A 21,895-nucleotide genomic window follows, 5' to 3' on the forward strand; every position below is an offset into this window, starting at 1 on the left:
GGCTTCGGGGAATCGCCCCACACACTCGATCAGGCGCGTTCAGGGCAGACCTGCCCCTGAACCGCCTCTCAACAAAATCCCGAACCCAGCCACACACACCACGCCGCAACTCGCACGCCTCCGCCCCGGCAGGACGGGGTGGGCGGGCGGGCGGCCTGCCGGGGCGGAGGCGCTCGCCCCACATCAAAACGGCGCCTCCGTCGCGCCCATCCGCACGTAGACCGACTTGACCTGGTTGTAATGCTGGATGGCTTCCTTGGAATTCTCCCGACCCACGCCAGACGCCTTCACACCGCCAAACGGCACCTCGACCGGCGCGTCGTTGTAGGAGTTGATGAAACAGCTCCCCGCCTCCAGCCGCCCGATCACACGGTGCGCGCGGCTCAGGTCCGAGGTATACACCCCCGCCGACAGCCCGAACTCCGTGGCATTGGCCCGGGCCACCACCTCCTCCTCGCCATCAAAGTCGAGAACGCTCATCACCGGCCCGAAGATCTCTTCCCGCGCGATGGTCATGTCATCCGTGACGTCAGCAAACACCGTCGGTGCCATGAAACACCCCGGCCCCGCCGCCCGCTCGCCGCCACAGACCAGCCGCGCGCCCTCCTCGATGCCTTTGGCGACATAGCCCAGCGCGATCTGCAACTGCGCCTCGCTCACCATCGGGCCATAGTTGGTGGCCTCGTCCATCGGGTCGCCCATCACGACGCCCTGCAACCGCTCTTCCAGCCGATTCAGAAAGGCCTCCTTTACGCCCTTCTGCACGAACACCCGCGTCCCGTTCGAACAGATCTGCCCGCTCGAATAGAAATTCCCCAGGATCGCGCCCGAAACCGCATCCTCGACATCCGCATCGTCGAACACCAGCATCGGGCTCTTCCCGCCCAGCTCCATCGTCACATGCTTCATGCCCGCGGCCGCGGCGGCATACACCTTCCGCCCCGTCGGCACCGACCCGGTCAGCGACACCTTGTCGACCCGCGGATCCCCCACCAGCGCCCCGCCCACGGCGCCACGCCCCTGGATCACGTTGTAAAGCCCGGCAGGCGCCCCCGCCTCGACCAGTATCTCCGCCACCTTCAGCGCACAAAGCGGCGTCACCTCGGACGGCTTGAAGATCATCGCGTTCCCGCAAGCCAGGGCCGGCGCCCCCTTCCAGCAGGCGATCTGCGTCGGGTAGTTCCACGCCCCGATCCCCACGCACAGGCCCAGCGGCTCGCGCACCGTGTATGCCCAGTCGCCCCCCGACAGCGGGATATGCTCGCCGGTCAACGACCCCGCCAGCCCGCCGAAATACTCCAGCGCATCGGCCCCGCTCGTGGCATCCGCCACCAGCGTCTCCTGCAACGGCTTGCCCGTGTCCCACGTCTCCAGCACCGACAGCTCGCGGTTGCGCTCGCGCATGATATCCGCCGCCCGGCGCAGCACCCGGCCCCGCTCGGTGCCCGACAGCGTCGCCCACTCGGCCTGCGCCGCCCGGCCCGAGGCGATGGCCGCCTCGATCACCGCCGCCGTCGCCTCGTGCACGGTGGCGATCACCTCGCCCGTGGCGGGATAGACCACCTCGATCACCGCGCCTTCGGTATCCTCGATGTAACGGCCATTCACGAAATGGCTGGCCTGCGGTTGAACTGTCACGTCCGGGTCTTCCTTGTCTGATGCCGCCCCGGGGTTACCGGGGCGGCAGTGTTGCGTTGGATCAGTGCGCCCGTTCCACCTTGTGGAAATCGAGGTCGCGGTCCTCGGGCATGCCGTCGATCGCCATCACCTCGCGTCCCCTGGTGACGATGATGAAGATCACGCAGGTCAGGTACAGCCCGATGACGATGGCCCCGATCCACTGGATCTGCAGCCACTGGCTCTTGAACAGCAGCGTCAGCGCGAACAGCACGGCCACGTTGCCGGCGATGTACTTGAGCTTGCCGAACCGCTCGACCGTCAGCGACAGGTTGTCGGTGTAAAGCCGGATCAGCGAGTCGAGCGAGTTGATCACGAAGGTCACGCCCACCACGATCATCGTGATGTTGATCATCCCCTCGGTCGGGATGTCGTTGAGGTGATAGTAGTACAGAACCGAGAACCACAGCGCGAGCGGGATCGACGGGATCACCAGCAGGGCCGCCAGCAATTGCCAGGTCTTCAGCCCGCCCACGAAGCGCGAGGTGAACTGCCCGATCATGATCGACCACGCGAACCACCAGAACAGGTAGAAGGCGTGATAGTCGGTCAGCGGCAGCACGAACCGGTGCAGGTTGCCGAAATAGGCGCCGATATTCGAGATCGTCCCGCCGAACTCGCCCAGCCCTATGCCGGCATAGGCCCACATACCAAGGATCAGCAGCAGGAACGCCACGGTCGAGCCGACCGAGAGGATTCGCACGTATTTCAGGTCGGTCGAGGAATAGGCCGCCGCCAGGATCACCGCGAAGACGATCACGTAGAAGGTGAACACCACCGTCTCGCCATCCCCGATCGAGGGGATATAGCCCGGCAGGTAGATCAGGAACAGCGACGCGGTAAAGGCACAGGTGCCCACGATCACCACGTTGTTCACCAGTTTGACCACCGGGATTTCGAAGAACTTCACCCGCGGCTCGATCACGCAGAAATAGAACGATGTCAGGAAATAGAAGGCCCAGATCAGGAAGCCCCAGAAGCCGAACTCCACCGCCAGCGGGTTGGCGAAGGCATAGGCGGGCTCTTCGGCATAGCCGCCGAACTCGGTCAGCGGGAACATGATCAGCCCCACGTCCAGCCCCGAGGTGAACAGGATCGCGATGAAGGTGAACAGGTGCACGGGCGTGACGCCCACGCATCTGAGGTTCCACCACTTCACCACGCAAAACACCACCAGCGCGAAGGCCAGCAGTACGCCGAAAGATATGATCAGGTCCATCTTCGTCTCCCCTTTCCGCGCTCTGTGCGCGTGTCGTTAAAAGATGGAAGCGACCCTTAACATTTATTCTTGATTCACGAAACAAAAATTTGAATGGCTATTTAAATTCTGAAACGGCGGTTGCACTTGAATTCGCTGTCTCAATGAAGAAAATGCCCGCATGAGCCGCACCCGCATCCGCGATATTCGCCATGACGAGCTGATCGACGCCGCGATCACCGCCACCCACGAGTCCGGCTTCGCCGTCGTCACCATGGCCGATATCGCCCGCCGGGCCGGCGCCTCGGCGGCCTCGATCAACTACTATTTCGGCAGCAAGGAAAAGCTGATGGAGGCGGCGATGCGGCGGGTGATGTCCACCCTTCGCCACTGCGTGATCGACCGCCTTCGACAGGCCACCACCCCCGAGGAACGCCTCTACGCCGTGGTCTGCGCCAATTTCGACGACCGGCTGTTCACCGCCCGCATCTGCTCTTTCTGGGTGCAGTTCTGGGCCCACGCGCCCTATGCCGGGAACCTGTCCCGCCTGCACCGCATCAACCGGCTCCGGGTACAGTCGCACGTCCGGACCGAGCTGCGCACGCTGGTCTCGCCCGAGCTGCGTGAACCGCTGCGGGAATCGATCCAGGCCTACATGGACGGAATCTGGGTCGAAGTCGCCCAGAACCCCCGCCCGACCAATCCCGCCCGCGCCCGCGACACCGCCCGCCAGGTGGTCGCCACCCTGCTCGACGGCGCCCGCGGCTAGGCCCGCCGCCAGGGCGCCGGCGCACGCACGCCTCGGGGTCTGGCTGTCGGCGGGGATCGGGAACATGGAGAATTCCGGGAAATGGGGCCCGAGGCGTTGCCCGGGCCGGTCTTTACGTCTTCTGCCGCACCACCAGCACGTCGCACTCGGCGTGCATCACCACGTGCCCGGCGGTCGAGCCGATCACGTAATCGCGGATCCGCGGGTTGTGCGAGTTCATCACGATCAGGTCGCACTTGAACTCCGCCGCCGCCCGCGGGATCGCCCGGTGCGGCTGGCCGGTGCGCACCACCGACTTGATCGTCACGCCCGAGGTCTCCTGCCCGTCCACGAACTTCTGCAGATCCGGCAGGCTGTCCTCCGGCAGAACCTTCAGGTTGTCGCTGATCTCCGGCACCACGGTCAGCGCGATGATCTCGGCGCCCCCGGCGCGGGCCATCGACACCGCCTTGGCCATCAGCTCGTCAGATTGCGGTGCGTGTTTCAGCTTGATCGGCACCAGTATTCGCGAATGCATCTCCGTCCCTCCTTGTCAGGCCGTGGCAGGGCCGCACTCGGGCGGCCCCGCCTGTCTCATGTCCGGCTCACTCGGCCGGCGCGATCCCCTCGGGGCCCGGCGCCGGGCGTCCACCCTCGGGCTCGGGCGTCGCCGCATCCCGCACCGGGCGCTGAACCAGCGGCTCGTCCTTCAGCGCGCGAATGAGCCCCCACATCATGATGAACATGATGATCGAGAACGGCAGCCCCGCCGCCAGCGACGCCGTCTGCAGCGCCCCCAGCCCGCCGGAGGCCAGCAGCACCGCCGCCACCGCGCCCTCGCCGAAGCCCCAGAAGACGCGGTAGGTCACCGGTGGCTCCTCCTTGCCCATCGAAATGAGCGTCGTCACCACCAGCGTGCCGCTGTCCGACGAGGTCACGAAATAGGTGATGATCAGGATCAGCGCGACGAAGCTCAGGAAGCTCCCGAAAAAGCCCAGCCCGAAATTGTCCATGATCAGGAACAGCGGCCGCGCGATATCCTCGTTCACCGCGGCGATGATGCCCCCGTCTTGCACGAATTCCTGGTAGAGCGCCGTGCCCCCGAAAACCGCCATCCAGAAGAAGGTGATCAGCGTCGGCACGATCAGCACGCCCACAGCGAATTCCCGGATCGTCCGGCCGCGCGACACGCGGGCGATGAACATCCCCACGAAGGGCGCCCACGCGATCCACCAGCCCCAGTAGAACACGGTCCACGCGCCCTGCCAGCCGCTTTCCGGGTCGGGGTTCACCCACAGGCCCATCGGGATCACGTTGACGATGTACTCGCCCACGTTGGTGATGAAGAAGCCCAGCAGGAACACGGTCGGCCCGACGATGATGAAGACCAGGATCAGGAAGATCGACAGCCACATGTTCGTCTCCGACAGGATCTTGATGCCGCGGCCTACGCCCGACACCGCCGACAGCGTCGCGATGGCCGAGATCACCATGATCAGCAGGTACTTGATCCACGGGTCCATCGGCACGCCGAACAGGTGGTTCAGCCCGGCCTGGATCTGCCCGGCCCCCAGCCCCAGCGTCGTCGCCACCCCGAACACTGTGCCGAAGATCGCCAGCAGGTCCGCCGTGTGGCCCCACGCGCCATAGATCCGGTCGCCCAGGATCGGATACAGCGACGCCCGGATCGTCAGCGGCAGCCCCTTGCGATAGGCGAAATAGGCCAGCGCCATGCCGACGATCACGTAGACCGCCCAGCCATGCAGCCCCCAGTGCAGGAAGGTCACCTGCATCGCGGTCACCGCCCCCTCCATCGAGTTGGCGGTCCCCTCCTCGAGGAAGGGCGCGTTCTGCACGTGGTACATCGGCTCGGCCACCGACCAGAACAGCAGGCCGATCCCCATGCCGGCCCCGAACAGCATCGAGAACCACGCAAACGTGGTGAATTCCGGCCGGTCCTCGTCCTTGCCCAGCCGGATCGAGCCGTAGCGCGAAAAGATAAGCCCGACCACGAAGGCGATGAAAATCGCGATCGACAGGATGTAGTACCAGTTCAGGTTGGCGTTGATCCACGTCTGCACGTTGGAAAAGAACTTGCCCATCGCCTCCGGCGCGAACACCCCGATCAGCACGAAGCCGAGGATCAGGAGCTTCGACAATGTCGCCATCGGCGGGTTCACGTCACGGAAGATGCCGGACGTGCCTATCTTCAGGCGGGATTCGTCGACTTGATCTTGCATTGCGTTTCCTCACTGTTGCGGTGCCGGCGGCGCGTGGCTTTTTGCCATCTTCGCCGTGGCGGTCCCTCGTCGTCCCTGGCCCCGGGCGGCTCGCCCGCCCGGCGCCCTGTCGCCTACTCGCCTCTCGGGTAGCGCTGGTTTTCCTCCACCACGTTCAGGTCCATGTGGTTGCGCATGTAACGTTCGCTGGCCTTCATCAGCGGCTGGTAATCCCACGGGTAATACCCGCCCTGGCGCAGCGCCTCGTACACCACCCAGCGCCTCGCCTGGCTTTGCCGCACCTGCGCGTCGAACAGCTCCAAGTCCCAGCGCGCCTCGGCCTTCTCGGCAAAGTATTTCAGCGTCTCGGCATGGGCCGGATCATCCGCCAGGTTGGTCAGCTCGTGCGGGTCTTCCTCCAGGTCGAACAACTGGTCGGGATCGAGCGAGCAGCGGTTGAACTTCCACTTCCCCTCCCGCAGGCTGACCAGCGGCGCGTAGGATGCCTCGGCGGCATATTCCATCGCCACCGGGTTCTCGCGTTTCACACCCCGCCCCTGCGGCTCGAGGCTCTGCCCCTCGACCCACGGCGCGATCTCGTCCATCGACACGCCCGCCAACTCGCACAGCGTCGGGCAGACATCGATCGTGCTGACCGCCTCCGTCACCAGCCCCGGCTCCATCGACGGGGCCGAGATCATCAGCGGCACCCGGGCCGAGCCTTCGTAGAAGCTCATCTTGAACCACAAGCCCCGCTCGCCCAGCATGTCGCCGTGGTCGGAAACGAACAGGATGATCGTGTCATCCACCTGACGCGTCCCTTCCAGCGCCTCCATCACCTCGCCGATCTTGTCGTCGAGATACGAGATGTTGGCAAAATACGCCCGGCGCGAACGCTTGATATCCTCTTCGGAAATGGTGAAGGACCGCCAGTCATCGGCGTCGAAAATGCGCTTCGAGTGGCTGTCATGCTCCTCGTAGGGCATCGCCGGCACCTCCGGCAGCAGGTGCTCGCAATCCTCGTAGAGGTCCCAGTACTTCTTCCGCGCCACGTAGGGGTCATGCGGATGGGTGAAGCTGACGGTCAGGCACCACGGCCGGTCGTCATGCCGCCGGCCCAGGTCATAGACCTTGCGCGTGGCGTTATAGGCGACCTCGTCGTCATACTCCATCTGGTTGGAAATCTCGGCCACGCCCGAGCCGGTGACGGACCCGAGGTTGTGATACCACCAGTCGATCCGCTCGCCCGGCTTGCGGTAATCCGGCGTCCAGCCGAAATCGGCGGGGTAGATATCGGTGGTCAGCCGCTCCTCGAACCCGTGCAGCTGGTCGGGGCCCACGAAATGCATCTTGCCGGACAGGCAGGTCTGGTAGCCGGCGCGGCGCAGGTGGTGGGCATAGGTGGGAATGTCGGCGGCAAACTCGGCCGCGTTGTCATAGACCCGGCTGTGAAACGGCAGCAGCCCGGACATGAAGCTCGCCCGGCCCGGGGCGCACAAGGGGCTCGCCGTATAGGCATTGCGGAACCGCGTCGAGCGCGCGGCCAGTTTCTTGATGTTCGGCGCGTGCAGCCACTCCGCCGGGCCATCGGGAAAGAGCGTGCCGTTGAGCTGGTCGACCATGAAGATCAGGATGTTTGGCTTGCTCATTTGGTGGTGGGTCCCTCTTCGAGAAAAGTGTCAAGATAGTGCATCATCACGTCGATCGCCGCCTCGGCGGACAGCGGATCGGCGCGCAGCGCCTGCCGGATATAGAGCCCGTCGATCATCGCCGCGAGCCCCCTCGTCAGCACCCGCCCCTCGGCGCCGGCCACCTGCCGCACGGCATAGTGCAGGTTCGACCGCAGCCGCCGCTGGTAGATGTTCAGAAGCCGGTTCGCCTCGTCCGATTTCTGCGCCTGGACGTAGAAATTGAGCCAGGCCGACACCGTCTCCTGCCGGAATTGCCGGGGCGAGAAGCTGGCGCGCACGATGGCCTCGATCCGCTGCCGCGGGGTCTTCGCCATCACCAGCGCGCCACGCACCTCGGCGCCGTAAAGCGACAGGATATGGCGCATCGCGGCGGCGAAGATCTGCTCCTTCGAGCCGAAATAGTGATGCGCCAGCGCGCTCGACATCCCCGCCCGCTTGGCGATCTGGCTGACCGTGACATCGAGTGTCCCGCGCTCGCCGATCTCGTGGATCGTCGCCTCGACCAGGGCCGAGCGGCGTATCGGTTCCATTCCGACCTTGGGCATGGCGGGGACCTCGCAAATACCTGTTGCGTCACCCGGCGTAAACGTGTTTAATTGACTCGTCAATCAATAAAAACCGGAGGGACGCCACAGCCCCCGAACGGCCCCGATCACCCAATTTTTCATTGCAGGCCGGGAAGCCGTCATACTAACGTCGCATCATGCAGCGACAAAAAATCGAATGTATGTTCGGGGGTTAAACGACACGGAACGCACCGTCAGTCCGGAACCACGGGACAGAACGCGCCGACGCCGAAACATGGCGCGGCCGGTATATTGCAAGTGACCAACCAACAGGGAGACACCGACATGGCACTTATCAAGGGCGGCCTTCTCGACCGCCGCGGATTTCTGAAAACCACCGTCGCGGCCGCCGCGGCCTCGACCCTGCCGCTGGGCGGCGCCTTCGCCCAGACACCCAAGCGCGGCGGCAACCTGCGCGTCGCCAAGGGCCACGGCAACACCACCGACACGCTCAACCCCGGCCAGTGGGACAACGGCTACATGCTGGCCCTCGGCTTCGCCATCCACGGCCGCCTGACCGAAGTGGCCCAGGACGGCTCGCTGATCCCGGAACTGGCCGAAAGCTGGGAAGCCTCCGACGACGCCTCCGAATGGCGGTTCAAGATCCGCAAGGGCGTGACCTTCCATGACGGCAAGGCGCTGGAAGTGCAGGACGTGGTCAACTCGATCAACTTCCACCGCGGCGAGAACTCGACCTCCGCCGCCGGCCCGATCGTGGCGCCGATCACCGACATCACCACCGAAGGGGACGACACGGTCGTCTTCACCCTCGACGGCGGCAATGCCGACTTCCCCTTCATCCTCAGCGATTACCACCTGGTGATCTGCCCCGCCGACGGCGACAGCATCGACTGGCAGTCGGGCAACGGCTGCGGCAGCTACAAGCTGACCGCCTTCAACGCCGGCGTCTCCTCCTCCTTCGAGCGGAACGAGAACCACTGGCGCGACGACGTGGCCTTCGTCGACACCTGCGAGATGCTCGCCGTGGTCGACCCCAACGCCCGCACCACCGCGCTCGTCTCGGGCGACGTGCACGCCATCGACAAGGTCGACCTCAAGGCGGCCGGCCTCCTGGGCCGCAAGCCCGGCGTCAACATCCAGTCCATCGCCGGCACACAGCACTACACCTTCGCCATGGACACCCGCGCCGACCCGTTCAAGGACAACAACGTCCGCCAGGCCCTGAAATACGGCATCAACCGCCAGGAACTGGTCGACAAGATCCTGTTCGGCTACGGCTCGGTCGGCAACGACCACCCGATCGGCCAGGGCCAGCGCTTCTTCAACTCCGAGATGGAGCAGAAGGAGTTCGACCCCGACAAGGCCAAGTGGCACCTCAAGGAAGCCGGGATGGACAGCGTCTCGGTCAGCCTCTCGGCCTCCGACGCCGCCTTCCCCGGCGCGGTCGACGCGGCCACGCTGTTCCAGAACTCGGCCTCCGAGGCGGGTATCGAGCTCAAGGTCGTGCGCGAACCCAAGGACGGCTACTGGTCCGACGTCTGGATGAAGAAACCCTTCTCCGCCGTCTACTGGGGCGGCCGCCCGGTCGAGGACCAGATGTTCGCCACCGCCTACCAGTGCGGCGCGGCCTGGAACGACAGCTTCTGGTGCAACGACCGCTTCGAGGAGCTGCTGACCACCGCCCGCGCCGAGCTCGACGAGGACAAGCGCCGCGAGATGTATTACGAGATGCAGGACCTCGTCGCCAACCAGGGCGGCGTGATCATCCCGATGTTCGCCAACTACGTCTTCGCCACCGGCGACAATGTCGGCCATGCCGAACAGATGGCCTCGAACTGGGACATGGACGGCGAGCGCTGGATGGAGCGCTGGTGGATCAACTCCTGAGCCCCGGCGCGGCCATGGCCGCATGAAACTTCAGGCCCCGGCGGAGCGATCCGCCGGGGCTTTCTCATGGCAGCCCCCGCCGGACCATACCCCCCGACGCGCAGACCCGCCTCACCGGACCTCCCGCACGTCTTCCCGCGCCGATTATTCCCGCCGGAGGCATGAAGCCTTCTCCCCGAGCACCCCCCACGCGGCCCATGCCAACAGCCCCCCACCGCTTCTTCTGGCCGAAAATATCCCCGCCGGAGGCATGAAACCCTCTCCCCCACCGCCCACCACGCGGCCCCATGCCACCAGACCCGCCACCGCTTCTTCTGGCCGAAAATATCCCCGCCGGAGGCATGAAAACTCTTTACCGACACGCCCGGCAAAGCTCTCCCCGCCCGACGACCTCCCCCACCGCCCGACCGGCCACCGCCGTTTTCTTGAAAGAGACCTCAGCGAAACTTTGAGGATTCTTCTGTTTCCGTCGAAGTGGTATGATTGGCCATGAGACAGAGCTTCACCACCCAGCCCGCCCTTTTCGCCTCCCATGAGCTTTTCGAGCATCCCGCGCTTGGGGCGCTGGACGCGGTGGAGGAGGTGATCGACTGGTCCCGGATCGAGGCGCTGTTGCCGCGGGGCGAGGAGCGGCGGCAGACGGGGCGGCCGGGCTATCCGGCGCAGACGCTCTTTCGGGCGCTGCTGCTGGGGCTGTGGTACGACCTGAGCGACGTGAAGCTTTCCGCGCAGCTGGCGCGGGACCTCCTGTTCCGCAAGTTCTGCCGGCTGGAGCTGGACCAGGGCGTGCCCGAGGCCTCGACGCTGGGGCGGTTCCGGGCGCGTCTGGGCGACCGGCTGGAGGCGGTTCTGGCCGAGGTCGTGGCGATGCTGGAGGAGGCCCGCGTGGTGCTGGCGGAGGGGCGGATCGCGATCATCGACGCGACCGTGGTGGAGGCGGCGCAGAGCGGCTACGACCGCCGCGACCCGGAGGCGGGCTCGGCGGTGAAGCTGACGGTGAAGGGCCGCCGGCGGGCGGTCTGGGGCTGGCAGGCCTTCGTCAATGCCGACGAGGACGGGTTCGTGCGGCGGGTGGCGGTGAGCCCCGGCAACCGGGCGGAGGTGGACAGCCTCGAGGATCTGGTGGTGGGCGACGAGGCGGCGCTCTACGCTGACGGCGCCTATTCCAGCCCGCGCAGCCGGGCGCTGGTGGCGCGGACGGGCATGGCCGACCGGGTGCAGCGGCGCGGCGCGAAGCACAAACGGCTGGGCCCGCAGGACAAGGCCCGCAACGTCGAGATCGGTGTCACCCGTGCCCGGCTCGAGGCGATCTTCGGGCACTGGAAACGGCACTGGGGCCTGCGCCGGACACGGCTCCTGGGGCTTGCGAAGATGCGCATCCTGACCGGGCTGGCCGCCGTCGGCTGGAACCTGTGGAAAGGCGCGCGGTTCCGAACCCTTTACGGCTGAGCGAAGACGAATACCCTCGAAGCCGCACAGGCCGGGTCGACCGAAAACCCCGGCAGAGCTCAGGCCAAAGCGGTAGCCGCTTCAGAACCACCTCGGACATCCACCTGCGAGAGAGACGTGCGTTTCGCTGAGGTCTCTTAAAAGAAAACGGACCGAGATCTTTTCAAGAATTCGCCCCCTCACTCCACCTTCCGGTAGCTGATCATCGCCTCGTGCCCCATCAGGATCAGGTCCATCCACCCGCCTGCCAGATTGTCGATCAGGTAGCAATGACTGTCCCGGTGCTGGGCGCTGGTCTGGATCAGCACCGGCCCCGCCCCGGCGCTGTCGGGGCAGTCCGCCTTCACGTCGAGATACATCGTGTCCAGGTACCCCGCCTTGTAATAGCTGTGCAGTTCCGCCCCCTGGATATAGAGCGTCTCGTTCGGATCGTCCGCCGAGACCCAGTTCCCCTGCATGGCCGCCCGCAGTCCGGAATGGGCATCCGGCGCCAGCACCTCGATCTCGCTCACCGCAAGCTGCGCGGTGCTGTCGCCAAACCCGGTCAGGTCGCCCGTCACCTGCATCGGCGTGTTGATCGGCAGCGCCTCGAGCCGGGCAAGCAAGGCCCGCGGCGTCGGGTCGTCGTAACCTGCGAAATACTTCCACCCGTTGGCGATGAAGCTGCAGGCCTCGAACCCGTCGTGGACATCGCAGCCCTGAAAGATCAGCCGGTCGGTGAAGGGCTCGCCATGCACCCCCCGGCCCAGCCCGCTTTGCAGCACCTGCCCCGGGCCCGCCTGCGCCGCCGTCTGCGCGCTCGCCTGCGCTGTCCCCTGCGCCGACCCTTGCGCTGATTTCCCCTTCGCCACGCTCTCCTTGGCCCGCACCGGCGCCTCCATCCGGAAGGAAAAGCGTTCCGCCGTCTCGCCCGTGTCGATCACCGCGAAATCCGCGCTCTCGTAGCCCCGCGCCGCGCACTCCGTGTCGCCGACGATGGTAAAGGCCTCCCCTTGCGTGCAGAACCTGTACCCGCCGCCCTGGAACTGCTGCCCCGCCGCCGTCGCCCGGTAATAGTAGTAACGGTTGGTGAGCTTTCCTCCCACCGGCTCGGCACAGGCGCCGGGCGCGATATTCCACCACCCCTCGGACACCCAGTCATCGCCCTGCCGGTAGCCCACCAACACCGACTGTTGCACGCCCGTATCGTTGCAGATCTCCAGCCCGGCCGACGCCGGGACCGGGCACAGGGACAGCGCGACCGCGCCGGCCAGGTACCGTTGCATGAATAAATCCCCCCGAAAACTGTCGCCTTGCAGGCCCGCGCAGGGGGCCCGGAATGCCCTACAGTTTCGTCGCCGCACTCGCCGGCGTCAATGCCCGCCGCTTGAGCATCGCCTCGCGCCAGCTGATGAAGCTGACGGCCGAGACGATCACCAGCCCGCCGACGATCACCCAGGGGTCCAGCGGCTCGCCGAAGACGAAGGCGCCCAGGCTCACCGCCCAGACAAGCTGCAGGAAGGTCACCGGCTGCGTCACCGCCAGCGGTGCGGCCTGGAAGGCCCGCGTCATCGCGTAATGCCCCGCCGTCGCCAGCCCCGCCACCACCAGCAGGATGCCCAGCTCGGTCCAGGTCGGCGTGACCCAGTTCAACGCCGCCAGCGGCGCCAGGAAGATCGTCACCGAGATCGACAGCATCGCCACCACCACCGCGGGGCTGCACCGTTCCGACAACAGCTTCACGATGATGTAGGAGGCTCCGAAGATCATGGCGGTGAACACCATCGCCAGGTGCCCCGGCCCGACCTCGCGGAATCCCGGCCGCAGGATGATCAGCGCCCCCACCAGGCCTGCCGCGACCGCAAGGATGCGCCGGGCCGCCAGCCGCTCGCCCAGGAACAGCGCCGCGCCGATCGTGACATAGATGGGCGACATGTAATTCATCGCGGTGACATCGGCGATCGGGATGCGCGCCATGGCATAGAACCACAGCACCACCGCCGTCATATGGGCCAGCCCCCGCAGGCCGAACAGGCCCCAGGTGCCGCGGCTGAACCGGAACTCCCCGGCCCTGAGCAGCATCGGCACCGCGAAGATCAGACCCAGCAGGAACCGCAGGAACGCCGCCTCGACCGCCGGGATGCGCGTGCCGAGGATCTTCACCATCGCGGTCACCCCCACCAGCAGCAGCCCGGTCACGATCATCCAGCAGACGCCCGCGACGGGGTTGTTGGCGCCTTGGGCGGCGGCGGGGGGCGGATCGTCACTCATGCGCCGCATTAACCGTGCCGGGCAGGGAAATGTCGAGCGGGTTTTCCCACCCCGCCGCCGGCGCCATTTTCCGCCCCGCCCCCCGCAACGAGAAAGACCTGCATTCCGCGCCCACCATGCTACACTGTCCCGACACCCAAGGCGGACATGCCATGACCGAACCCGCAAGCGGCCTCTACGGAAGCGCCGCCCAACGCAAGCTTCAGGCGGCCTCCCTGGCGGCCGCCGACAGCGTCCGCGACACGCCGGGCGCCGTCTTCGCCGCCCGCATGGCCGGCACCGACGATCCCGACCGGCTGGGCTGGGACCGGATCGCCGCCACCCTACGCGACGAGGGCGCCATCACCTTCCGCATGATCCCCGTCGACGCCTGCCCGGACATCGAGCAGCGCCTCGCCGACATCGGCTGCGAGATCACCTGGTGGGACGTGTTCGACAGCCCGCGCGACACCATCGGGGCCACCTGCGACGACCTTCTCGCCACCGCCCGCGACGATCTCGTCCCGCTCTTCCCGCCCGCATCCGCGCAGGACGCCTTCCACGAACGGGTCCAGGCCTTCATGGCCGGGCGCGGCGTCGCCCCCTACCCGGCCCAGGTGCTCTCGGGCGAGGCCGGCCCGGCCGCGCTCGCCGTGCTGGCCGATCCCGCCGACGGCTCGATCGCCGCCACCGCCTTCACCTATTTCCCCTACAACTGCCACAGCCCGCACCACGCCACCGCCTGGGCGGGGCTGGTCGCCGTGCGCGAGGACATGCGCGGGCGGGGCGTCGGCATCCGGGTCAACGCGCTCGTCCTCGGGGCGGCGGTTAAGGATCTCGGCGCCGAGCGGGTGCAGGAATACGCCCGCACCACCAACCTCGCCTCCTGCCGGATGATCGAACGCTGCGGCCTCCGCCTGCGCAGCGATGTCCGCTCCGGCATCGCCCAGCCCGCCGGCGCCCGGAGCTTCACGCGCTGACCGGCGCCGGGGCCACCGGGCCCCGGTCCTACCCCGGCAGCGGTATGAATTCCGCGTCATCCCCCGGCGGCAGGCTGAACCGCCCGTGCGCCCAGTCGCCCTGCGCCCAGGCCTCCTTCGCCGCCGCGATCTTCTCCTCGCTCGAGGCCACGAAGTTCCACCAGATGTACCGTGGCCCGTTCAACGTCTCGCCGCCCAGCGCCATCAGCCGTGCGCCCTCCGGCCCGGCGGTCAGCGTGATCGCGTCGCCGGGGCGGAACACCATCATCCGGCCCGCCTCGAATCGCTCGCCCGCCACCTCGACCGCACCTTGCGTGACATACACCCCGCGATCCTCGTGATCCTCCGGCAGGGGCAGCTTCGCGCCCGCCTCCAGCACCACGTCGGCATAGAACATGTCGGAAAACGTCCCCACCGGGGCGCGCTCGCCCCAGCCGCGCCCCATGATCAGCCGCAGCCGCTTGCCCTCGCCCTCCAGCAGCGGCAGCGCGGCCTCGCCGTGATGCTCGAAACTGGCGGCACGCTCCTCGTCCCGCTCGGGCAGCGCCACCCAGGTCTGGATCCCGAAAAGCCGGCTCCGCCCTTCCCGCGTCGCGGCGCTGGTGCGCTCCGAATGGGTCACGCCCTGGCCCGCCACCATCCAGTTCACCTCGCCCGGATAGATCATCTGGTGCGTGCCCAGGCTGTCGCGATGCTCGAACTCGCCCTCGTAGAGATACGTCACCGTGCCCAGCCCGATATGCGGATGCGGGCGCACGTCGATCCCCTGCCCGGTCAGGAACTCGGCCGGGCCCATCTGGTCGAAGAAGATGAACGGGCCCACCATCTGCCGCTTGGGCGCCGGCAGGGCGCGGCGCACCTCGAACCCGCCGATATCCCGCGCGCGCGGCACGATCAGCGTCTCGATATCGTCAAGCTTTCCGGCTTCGGGGCACCCCGGCTCGAGGCCCGGCGCCCAGCTCACCCCGCCTGCCCCCTGGGAACGGCCCGGTTCAGCACGTCGCTCCATTCCGGATGACGGCGGAACTGCGCGGCGGCAAACGGGCACAGCGGCAGGATCTGCTTGTCCTGCTCCCGCGCCAACTCGACCGCCCGCTCGACCAGCGCCAGCCCGACGCCCTGTCCGCGATAGACATCCGGCACTTCCGTGTGGTCGATGATGATCAGCGCCTTGCCGGCGGCGGAATAGGTCATCACCGCCTCCGGCCCGATGCCGATCCTCGCGGTGAACCGGCCCTTGCCGTCGTCCGTGTGATGTTCGATATCCATGATGCCGCGCCCTTTCCAGCCGATCCCCCCATAATCAGGTAGCACAGCAGGGCAAAACCGCAATCGCCCTTGTCTCACACCGGCTGTGCATTGCCGATGAGACGCCGCCTCACAGGTAGATCAGCTTCGCCGCGATCGCCCACATGGTCAGCCCGACGACCAGGTCCAGCACCCGCCAGCTCCCCGGCCGCCGGAACACCGGCGCCAGCACCCGCGCGCCATAGCCCAGGCCGAAGAAGAAGACGAAACTGGCACTCACCGCCCCCGCGCCGAAACCAAGCTTGTCGCCGTACTGCGCACTCACCGACCCCAGCAGCACCACCGTATCGAGATAGACATGCGGGTTCAGCCAGGTGAGCGCGAGACAGGTCAGAAGCGCCGCCCTCAACCCGGCCTTGCCCTCGCCCGCCTCCAGAACCTCGCCCCCTTTCCACGCGGCCCAAAGCGTCCGCGCCCCGTACCACGACAGGAACGCCGCGCCGCCAAAGCGCATCACCTCCTCCAGCCCCGGAACCGCCCGCGCCAGCGCCCCGAACCCGGCCACGCCCGCCGCGATCAGCACCGCATCCGACAGCGCACAGGTCAGGACCACGGCGAAGACATGCGCATTCCGCAAGCCCTGCCTCAGGACAAACGCATTCTGCGCTCCGATCGCCAGGATCAGCGAAAACCCCAGCGCGAACCCCGCGATATATGCCTGCATGTCCTGCCCTCCGGTCAAAAGCTTGACCGGCCTAGCCCGACGGGTCACATTACGCAAACGAATGATCTTTATCCAGCATCAGAATCACTTATGCAATTCGACCCCGCCCAGCTCGCCGCCCTCTCCGCCGTCCTCCGCCATGGCGGGTTCGAAGCGGCGGCCAGCGATCTCGGCCTCACCCAGTCCGCCGTCTCGCAACGCATCAAGGCGCTCGAGACCCGCGCCGGGGCCCAGCTCGTGACCCGCGCCAAGCCCTGCACCGGCACCGAGGCCGGCCGTCGCCTCGCCGCCCATGCCGACCAGGTCGCCCTGCTCGAGGCACAGCTCGCGGGCGACCTCTCGGCCCTCGCACCGCCTCCGCAAACCCGCATCCGCCTTGCGCTCCCCGCCGACAGCCTTGCGACGTGGTTCCTCGACGCGCTCGCCGACCTGCCCGATCACCTCTTCGAGCTTTCCATCGACGACCAGGACCATTCCGCCGACTGGCTCCGCCGCGGCGAAGTCCTCGGCGCCGTCACCGCCCAGCCCGACCCGGCCCCGGGATGCGATGCGCTGGCCCTCGGCGCCCTGCCCTACGTCGCCACCGCCAGCCCCGCCTTCCTCGCCCGCCACTTCGCCGCCGGCGTCACGGCAAAGGCGCTCGCCCGCGCGCCGATGCTGCGCTTCAACCCCAAGGACCGGCTCCAGCATCTCTGGATCGAACGCGTCACCGGCACCCGCCTCTCCCCGCCGACCCACGGCCTGCCCTCGTCGGAAGGCTTCGTGCAGGCCTGCCGCCTCGGCATCGGCTGGGGCATGAACCCGCTGCCGCTCGTGGCAGACGACCTCGCCACGGGCCGCCTCGTGGCGCTGGCCGATGCCACCCGCATCGACACACCGCTCTACTGGCAAACCCCGCGCCTGATGGCCCCCGCCCTGGCCACCCTGACGCGGGCGGTCAGACGCGCGGCCCGGACCCACCTGGCGGCCCCTGTCTAGCTCTCCCGCCCCGGGGCTGGGCCGGGGCATCAGCCCCCTGCGCGACCCATCCCCGCCGCGCGAGCGCCGGCCCGTGGGGAGGCGCTGCGACGGATCTGGATGGCATTTTATGGCGCCAAGCACTTCCCAGACCGAAACGTCACGCAACCCCGCCAAAGCGCCTGCCCGCCGGGACGGCGTCGTCCATTGGGCTCGAACCAATGGCGCCTCATGAACGACCGCTCGCCCGGCGCCTCGGCAAGGCGCGGCTCTGTTCCGGGCGTGTACCAAACCGCACCCCCCCATACCACGTCCCGGCCCCCGAGCCGGGACCTCCACCGCCTTCCGGATACCCCTCTTGCAAACCCCGGCCCTTTTCCCGTCTGTAAACCCGTTAACCCTTTGTTAACTCGCGTCCTCCCACCCTCTCCGCAGGAAAAAGGAGGCACAAGAGTGACAAACAAACTGAGCTACGAATCCGAGGCATTGGACGCCATCCATGCCAGGGCCAACACCGCCAAGAACGAGTGCTTCTTCATCGGGTTCCTCGATGGAATAGTCGCGAATGGCCGGGTCGAGGATACCGAATTCGAACCGCTCCTCGCCGAATGCAGGGCTGTCTGCAAACAGGTGGGCGACGAGGACGCGGCCGAGATCCTGAGCGAGGCCGCCGCAGGCCATCACGACACCCTCGGGGAACTGCTCGATGTGCTCACCCAGATCGCCGAGGTCCGGAGCAGGAAGATAGACCCCGCCTGCCCCCGATCCGCGGCCAATCGCCTGCTGGGCTTCTGCGCCGGTATCAACTGCGACGGCATCGTCACCACGCGCGAGGCGCAGGTTCTGCATGGCCGGATCAACGCCGCCCACGACCTCGACGCCGATCCGCGCATCGCCGCCCTCCGGCACGTGGTGTGCGACGCGCTCTGCGACGAGGTCATCGACCCGCCCGAAGCCGCCGAAATCAGCCACCTGATCACCAGCCTCGTCGGCGACAGCTATGCCGACACCGGCGTCCCCAGCTGCGAGGCGATCCCGGTCATAAGCGACACCGACCAGGTGGATACCATCCTGTTCGAAGGTCGGCGCGTCGTCCCGACCGGCGTGTTCGACTTCGGCACGCGGCGCCAGGTCACTGCCCGGCTGGAGGAGCTTGGCGCCACCGTGCAGAAGTCCCCCACCCGCGAAACCGATTTCCTGATCATCGGCGCCGAGGGCAGTCCGCATTACACGCACAAGTCCCACGGCGGGAAGATCGGCAAGGCTCTCGCCCTCCGCGGCGACGGGCATAGCCCGCGGATCTATCTCGAAGCGCAGCTCCGCGCACACCTGTCGCCGTAGAGGGGGGCCAACCTACCCCCAACCACCTCAAATTCTTGAAAAGAATTCGACCCGATATCTTTCCAAGATATCGCCCCACCACTCGACCGAACAACGCCCCCGTCCATTCGCACCGACGCAATACCGACAAAATACCGACGTTATACCGACGTTGCATTTTGCCCCATCCCCAACAAAAAACGGCGCCCCGCGGGGCGCCGTCCGGATCGGTCCGATCTGTCGCGAATTTACTCCGCCGCAAGCTGGCTCATCACCTCGTTCGAGGCCTCGAAATTCGTGGTCACGCGCTGGACGTCGTCATCGTCCTCCAGCGCGTCGATCAGCTTCATCAGCTTCTCCATCCCCTCGAAATCCATCTCGGTCGTGGTGGTGGGTTTCCACACCAGTTTGGTGGATTCGCTTTCCCCAAGCTCGGCCTCCAAGGCATTCGACACCTCGTTCAGATCGGTATCCGCACACCAGATGATGTGGCCATCCTCACTCGATTCCACATCTTCTGCCCCGGCCTCGATCGCGGCCATCATCACCGTGTCGGCATCACCCACATCCGCCGGATAGGTCACCTCGCCCTTCCGCTCGAACATGAACCCGACCGAGCCGGTCTCGCCCAGGTTGCCGCCGTTCTTGGTGAAGGTCGAGCGCACGTTGGAGGCGGTCCGGTTCCGGTTGTCGGTCATCGCCTCGACGATCACCGCCACGCCATTGGGGCCGTAGCCCTCGTAGCGGACCTCCTCGTAATCCTCGCCCTCACCGCCGATCGCCTTCTTGATCGCCCGGTCGATATTGTCGTTCGGCATCGACTGCGACTTCGCCTGCTTCACCACCAGCCGAAGGCGCGGGTTCTTCTCCGGATCCGGGTCGCCCATCTTGGCGGCCACGGTGATCTCCTTGGAAAGCTTGGAGAAAAGCTTGGCCCGCACGGCGTCCTGCCGCCCCTTGCGGTGCTGGATGTTTGCCCATTTGGAATGGCCGGCCATGTCGTGCGCTCCGTCAGATACCAGTCAGATGTCAGTTGCTCGGACCGTCTATAAATCACGCCCCGCCTGCCCCGCAAGCCGGTTGCGTTCCCGGCCCGAATAGGCTTGGCTGCACCTAATCCCGGAGGGCCGCCGTGACAACCGACCAGATCATCCTTTTCTCGCTCTTCGGCGCGGTCTTCGCCCTGCTGCTCTGGGGGCGCTACCGCTATGATATCGTGGCGTTTTCAGCGCTGCTGATCGGCGTGCTCCTGGGCGTGGTGCCGACAGAGGAAGCCTTCTCGGGCTTCGGCCACCCGGCCACGATCATCGTGGCGCTGGTGCTCGTCGTCTCGGCCGGCCTCGTCCGCTCGGGCGCGGTCCACCTCATCACCCGCACCATGGTCGACAGCTCCCGCAGCCTCGGCTCCCACATCGCGCTGATGGGCGGCATCGGCGGCGTGCTCTCGGCCTTCATGAACAACGTCGCGGCCCTTGCCTTGCTGATGCCCGTTGACATCCAGACCGCCCGCAAGGCCAAGCGCGCGGCGGGGCTCAGCCTGATGCCGCTGTCCTTCGCCACCATCCTCGGTGGCATGGCCACGCTGATCGGCACGCCGCCCAACATCATCATCGCCTCGATCCGCGAGGATGCCCTGGGCGCGCCCTTCGCCATGTTCGATTTCGCCCCGGTCGGCGCCGTCACCGCCGTGGCGGGGCTCCTCTTCGTGGCGCTCGTCGGCTGGCGGCTCATCCCGCAGCGCGAGGATACCGTGCTCGAAGCCTCCGAGATCGCCGACTACATCGCCGAGCTCACCGTGCCCGAAGGCTCCGACCTGATCGGCAAGCGCCTGATCGAGCTGGAGGAAACCGCCAACAAGACCGACGTGGCGCTCATCGGCGTCATCCGCGACGGCCGCCGCCGCTACGGCGCGGCGATCAACACCATCCTCCGGGAAGGCGACGCGCTGGTGATCGAGGCCAAGCCCGACGCGCTCGACGAATTCCGCTCCTCCCTTTCGCTCGCCTTCTCCGACAAGCAGCGCGAGGAGCGCCTGCAGGCCGAGGGCGACGGGCTCGACATTCTCGAGGTCGTGGTGCCGCAAACCTCGCGCCTCGTCGGACGTACGGCCCAGAGCGTGGGCCTGCACTGGCGCCAGCAATCGGTGCTGATGGGCATTTCCCGGCAAGGCCGCAAGATCACCAGCCAGGTGCGCAACACCACCATCCGGGCGGGCGACATCCTGCTGCTGCTGGTGCCCAAGGCCACCGGCCGCGACGTGACCGACTGGCTGGGCGCGCTGCCGCTGGCAGACCGCGGCCTCGCAGTGACCCAGGACAACAAGACCTGGCTCGCCATCGGTCTCTTCGGCGCGGCGGTGGCGGCGGCCTCGGTGGGGCTCGTCTACCTGCCCATCGCGCTGGGGCTGGTGGTGATGGCCTACGTGCTGACCCGCATCGTGCCGCTGAACGAGCTCTATACCCATATCGAATGGCCCGTGGTGGTGCTGCTGGGCTCGATGATTCCGCTGGGGGCCGCGCTCGAGGACGTGGGCGGCACCGAACTGATCGCCGGCAGCCTCGTGGCATTGACCGAGGGGATGCCCGCCTGGGTCATCCTCACCGTGCTGATGATCGTGACCATGAGCCTGTCGGACGTGCTCAACAACACCGCCACCACCATCGTCGCGGCGCCGGTGGGCATCCAGATGGCGCAAGGCCTGGGCGTCTCGCCCGACCCGTTCCTGATGGCGGTGGCGGTCGCCGCCTCCTCGGCCTTCCTCACCCCCATCGGGCACAAGAACAACACGCTCATCCTCGGGCCCGGCGGCTACAAGTTCTCGGATTACTGGCGCATGGGCCTGCCGCTGGAGATCCTCGTCGTGGCGGTGTCGATCCCGGCGATCCTCCTCTTCTGGCCGCTCTGACCCGCACCGGCCGAAGTGGGGGCCAGCCCCCACGCCCCCGGGATATTTTGGCCAAGAAGAAATACGGGGGCCGCCATTTTCCCGGTTTCAACAGCTTCGCCGGAGGCGTCCGAACCGCGCCACGCCTCCTTGCTGC

The 21,895-nt window shown here is 66.8% G+C and carries 19 protein-coding genes; 7 read left to right on the plus strand and 12 right to left on the minus strand.

Annotated features, from left to right (window positions below; genetic code table 11):
- Positions 1–183: 183 nt before the first annotated feature.
- Entirely contained in the window at positions 184–1,638 is a 1,455-nt protein-coding gene (gene betB, locus ACO07J_RS12935; protein WP_422029482.1) for a betaine-aldehyde dehydrogenase, read from the minus strand.
- A gap of 61 nt (positions 1,639–1,699) precedes the next feature.
- The gene (locus ACO07J_RS12940; protein ID WP_422029484.1) at positions 1,700–2,896 is read right to left on the minus strand and encodes a BCCT family transporter; all 1,197 of its coding nucleotides are present in this window, start codon (positions 2,894–2,896) and stop codon (positions 1,700–1,702) included.
- A gap of 160 nt (positions 2,897–3,056) precedes the next feature.
- Between ACO07J_RS12940 and betI (ACO07J_RS12945) the strand changes: the two genes are divergently transcribed.
- Positions 3,057–3,644 carry a choline-responsive transcriptional repressor BetI gene (gene betI, locus ACO07J_RS12945; RefSeq protein WP_422029486.1) on the plus strand — a complete coding sequence of 196 codons (588 nt, stop codon included), beginning with the start codon at positions 3,057–3,059 and terminating at the stop codon, positions 3,642–3,644.
- 112 nt (positions 3,645–3,756) lie between these two features.
- Here betI (ACO07J_RS12945) and ACO07J_RS12950 read toward each other — a convergent pair whose 3' ends face one another.
- The 4 genes from ACO07J_RS12950 to betI (ACO07J_RS12965) form a co-directional block, all read right to left on the minus strand.
- Positions 3,757–4,161 carry a universal stress protein gene (locus tag ACO07J_RS12950; protein ID WP_422029488.1) on the minus strand — a complete coding sequence of 135 codons (405 nt, stop codon included), beginning with the start codon at positions 4,159–4,161 and terminating at the stop codon, positions 3,757–3,759.
- Positions 4,162–4,228: 67 nt separating this feature from the next.
- Positions 4,229–5,863: a BCCT family transporter gene (locus ACO07J_RS12955; RefSeq protein WP_422029490.1), complete on the minus strand. Its 1,635-nt coding sequence runs from the start codon at positions 5,861–5,863 to the stop codon at positions 4,229–4,231.
- A gap of 113 nt (positions 5,864–5,976) precedes the next feature.
- A complete protein-coding gene (gene betC, locus ACO07J_RS12960) occupies positions 5,977–7,491 on the minus strand; it encodes a choline-sulfatase (RefSeq protein ID WP_422029492.1) in 1,515 nt (504 codons plus the stop codon).
- Positions 7,488–8,078, minus strand: a complete 591-nt coding sequence (gene betI / locus ACO07J_RS12965) for a transcriptional regulator BetI (protein WP_422029494.1) — start codon at positions 8,076–8,078, stop codon at positions 7,488–7,490. Before betI (ACO07J_RS12965) ends, betC begins: the two co-directional genes overlap by 4 nt.
- A gap of 306 nt (positions 8,079–8,384) precedes the next feature.
- Here betI (ACO07J_RS12965) and ACO07J_RS12970 point away from each other — a divergent pair, with 306 nt between their 5' ends.
- Positions 8,385–9,947, plus strand: a complete 1,563-nt coding sequence (locus ACO07J_RS12970) for an ABC transporter substrate-binding protein (protein ID WP_422029496.1) — start codon at positions 8,385–8,387, stop codon at positions 9,945–9,947.
- Positions 9,948–10,436: 489 nt separating this feature from the next.
- Complete coding sequence (locus tag ACO07J_RS12975; RefSeq protein ID WP_422029498.1) at positions 10,437–11,396, plus strand: IS5 family transposase; 960 nt, start codon at positions 10,437–10,439, stop codon at positions 11,394–11,396.
- A 179-nt stretch (positions 11,397–11,575) separates the two neighbouring features.
- On the opposite strand, the gene ACO07J_RS12980 is transcribed toward ACO07J_RS12975, so the two are convergent.
- Together ACO07J_RS12980 and ACO07J_RS12985 are read right to left on the minus strand one after the other, a co-directional pair.
- Positions 11,576–12,661 (minus strand): DUF1036 domain-containing protein, encoded by a 1,086-nt coding sequence (locus ACO07J_RS12980; RefSeq protein ID WP_422029500.1) that lies wholly within the window; start codon positions 12,659–12,661, stop codon positions 11,576–11,578.
- Positions 12,662–12,719: 58 nt separating this feature from the next.
- The gene (locus ACO07J_RS12985; protein WP_422029502.1) at positions 12,720–13,646 is read right to left on the minus strand and encodes a DMT family transporter; all 927 of its coding nucleotides are present in this window, start codon (positions 13,644–13,646) and stop codon (positions 12,720–12,722) included.
- A 152-nt stretch (positions 13,647–13,798) separates the two neighbouring features.
- On the opposite strand from ACO07J_RS12985, the gene ACO07J_RS12990 reads away from it, so the two are divergent.
- Positions 13,799–14,605, plus strand: coding sequence for a GNAT family N-acetyltransferase (locus ACO07J_RS12990; protein ID WP_422029504.1), 807 nt, complete (start codon positions 13,799–13,801; stop codon positions 14,603–14,605).
- Positions 14,606–14,633: 28 nt separating this feature from the next.
- Here the strand turns inward: ACO07J_RS12990 and ACO07J_RS12995 are convergent, their stop codons facing one another.
- From ACO07J_RS12995 to ACO07J_RS13005, 3 genes are all read right to left on the minus strand, one after another.
- Complete coding sequence (locus ACO07J_RS12995; protein ID WP_422029506.1) at positions 14,634–15,569, minus strand: pirin family protein; 936 nt, start codon at positions 15,567–15,569, stop codon at positions 14,634–14,636.
- The gene (locus tag ACO07J_RS13000) at positions 15,566–15,874 is read right to left on the minus strand and encodes a GNAT family N-acetyltransferase (protein WP_422029508.1); all 309 of its coding nucleotides are present in this window, start codon (positions 15,872–15,874) and stop codon (positions 15,566–15,568) included. The genes ACO07J_RS12995 and ACO07J_RS13000 overlap by 4 nt, the downstream gene beginning before the upstream one ends.
- 109 nt (positions 15,875–15,983) lie before the next feature.
- Positions 15,984–16,577, minus strand: coding sequence for a LysE/ArgO family amino acid transporter (locus ACO07J_RS13005; protein WP_422029510.1), 594 nt, complete (start codon positions 16,575–16,577; stop codon positions 15,984–15,986).
- 90 nt (positions 16,578–16,667) lie between these two features.
- On the opposite strand from ACO07J_RS13005, the gene ACO07J_RS13010 reads away from it, so the two are divergent.
- Positions 16,668–17,555 carry a LysR family transcriptional regulator ArgP gene (locus ACO07J_RS13010; protein ID WP_422029512.1) on the plus strand — a complete coding sequence of 296 codons (888 nt, stop codon included), beginning with the start codon at positions 16,668–16,670 and terminating at the stop codon, positions 17,553–17,555.
- Between the two features lie 432 nt (positions 17,556–17,987).
- Positions 17,988–18,875, plus strand: coding sequence for a BRCT domain-containing protein (locus tag ACO07J_RS13015; RefSeq protein WP_422029514.1), 888 nt, complete (start codon positions 17,988–17,990; stop codon positions 18,873–18,875).
- Between the two features lie 227 nt (positions 18,876–19,102).
- Here the strand turns inward: ACO07J_RS13015 and ACO07J_RS13020 are convergent, their stop codons facing one another.
- Positions 19,103–19,852, minus strand: coding sequence for a YebC/PmpR family DNA-binding transcriptional regulator (locus ACO07J_RS13020; RefSeq protein ID WP_422029516.1), 750 nt, complete (start codon positions 19,850–19,852; stop codon positions 19,103–19,105).
- Between the two features lie 134 nt (positions 19,853–19,986).
- On the opposite strand from ACO07J_RS13020, the gene ACO07J_RS13025 reads away from it, so the two are divergent.
- A complete protein-coding gene (locus ACO07J_RS13025; protein ID WP_422029518.1) occupies positions 19,987–21,759 on the plus strand; it encodes an SLC13 family permease in 1,773 nt (590 codons plus the stop codon).
- Positions 21,760–21,895 lie beyond the last annotated feature (136 nt).

Origin of the sequence: Roseovarius sp. (genome assembly GCF_965228755.1) — a bacterium.
GTDB lineage: Bacteria > Pseudomonadota > Alphaproteobacteria > Rhodobacterales > Rhodobacteraceae > Roseovarius.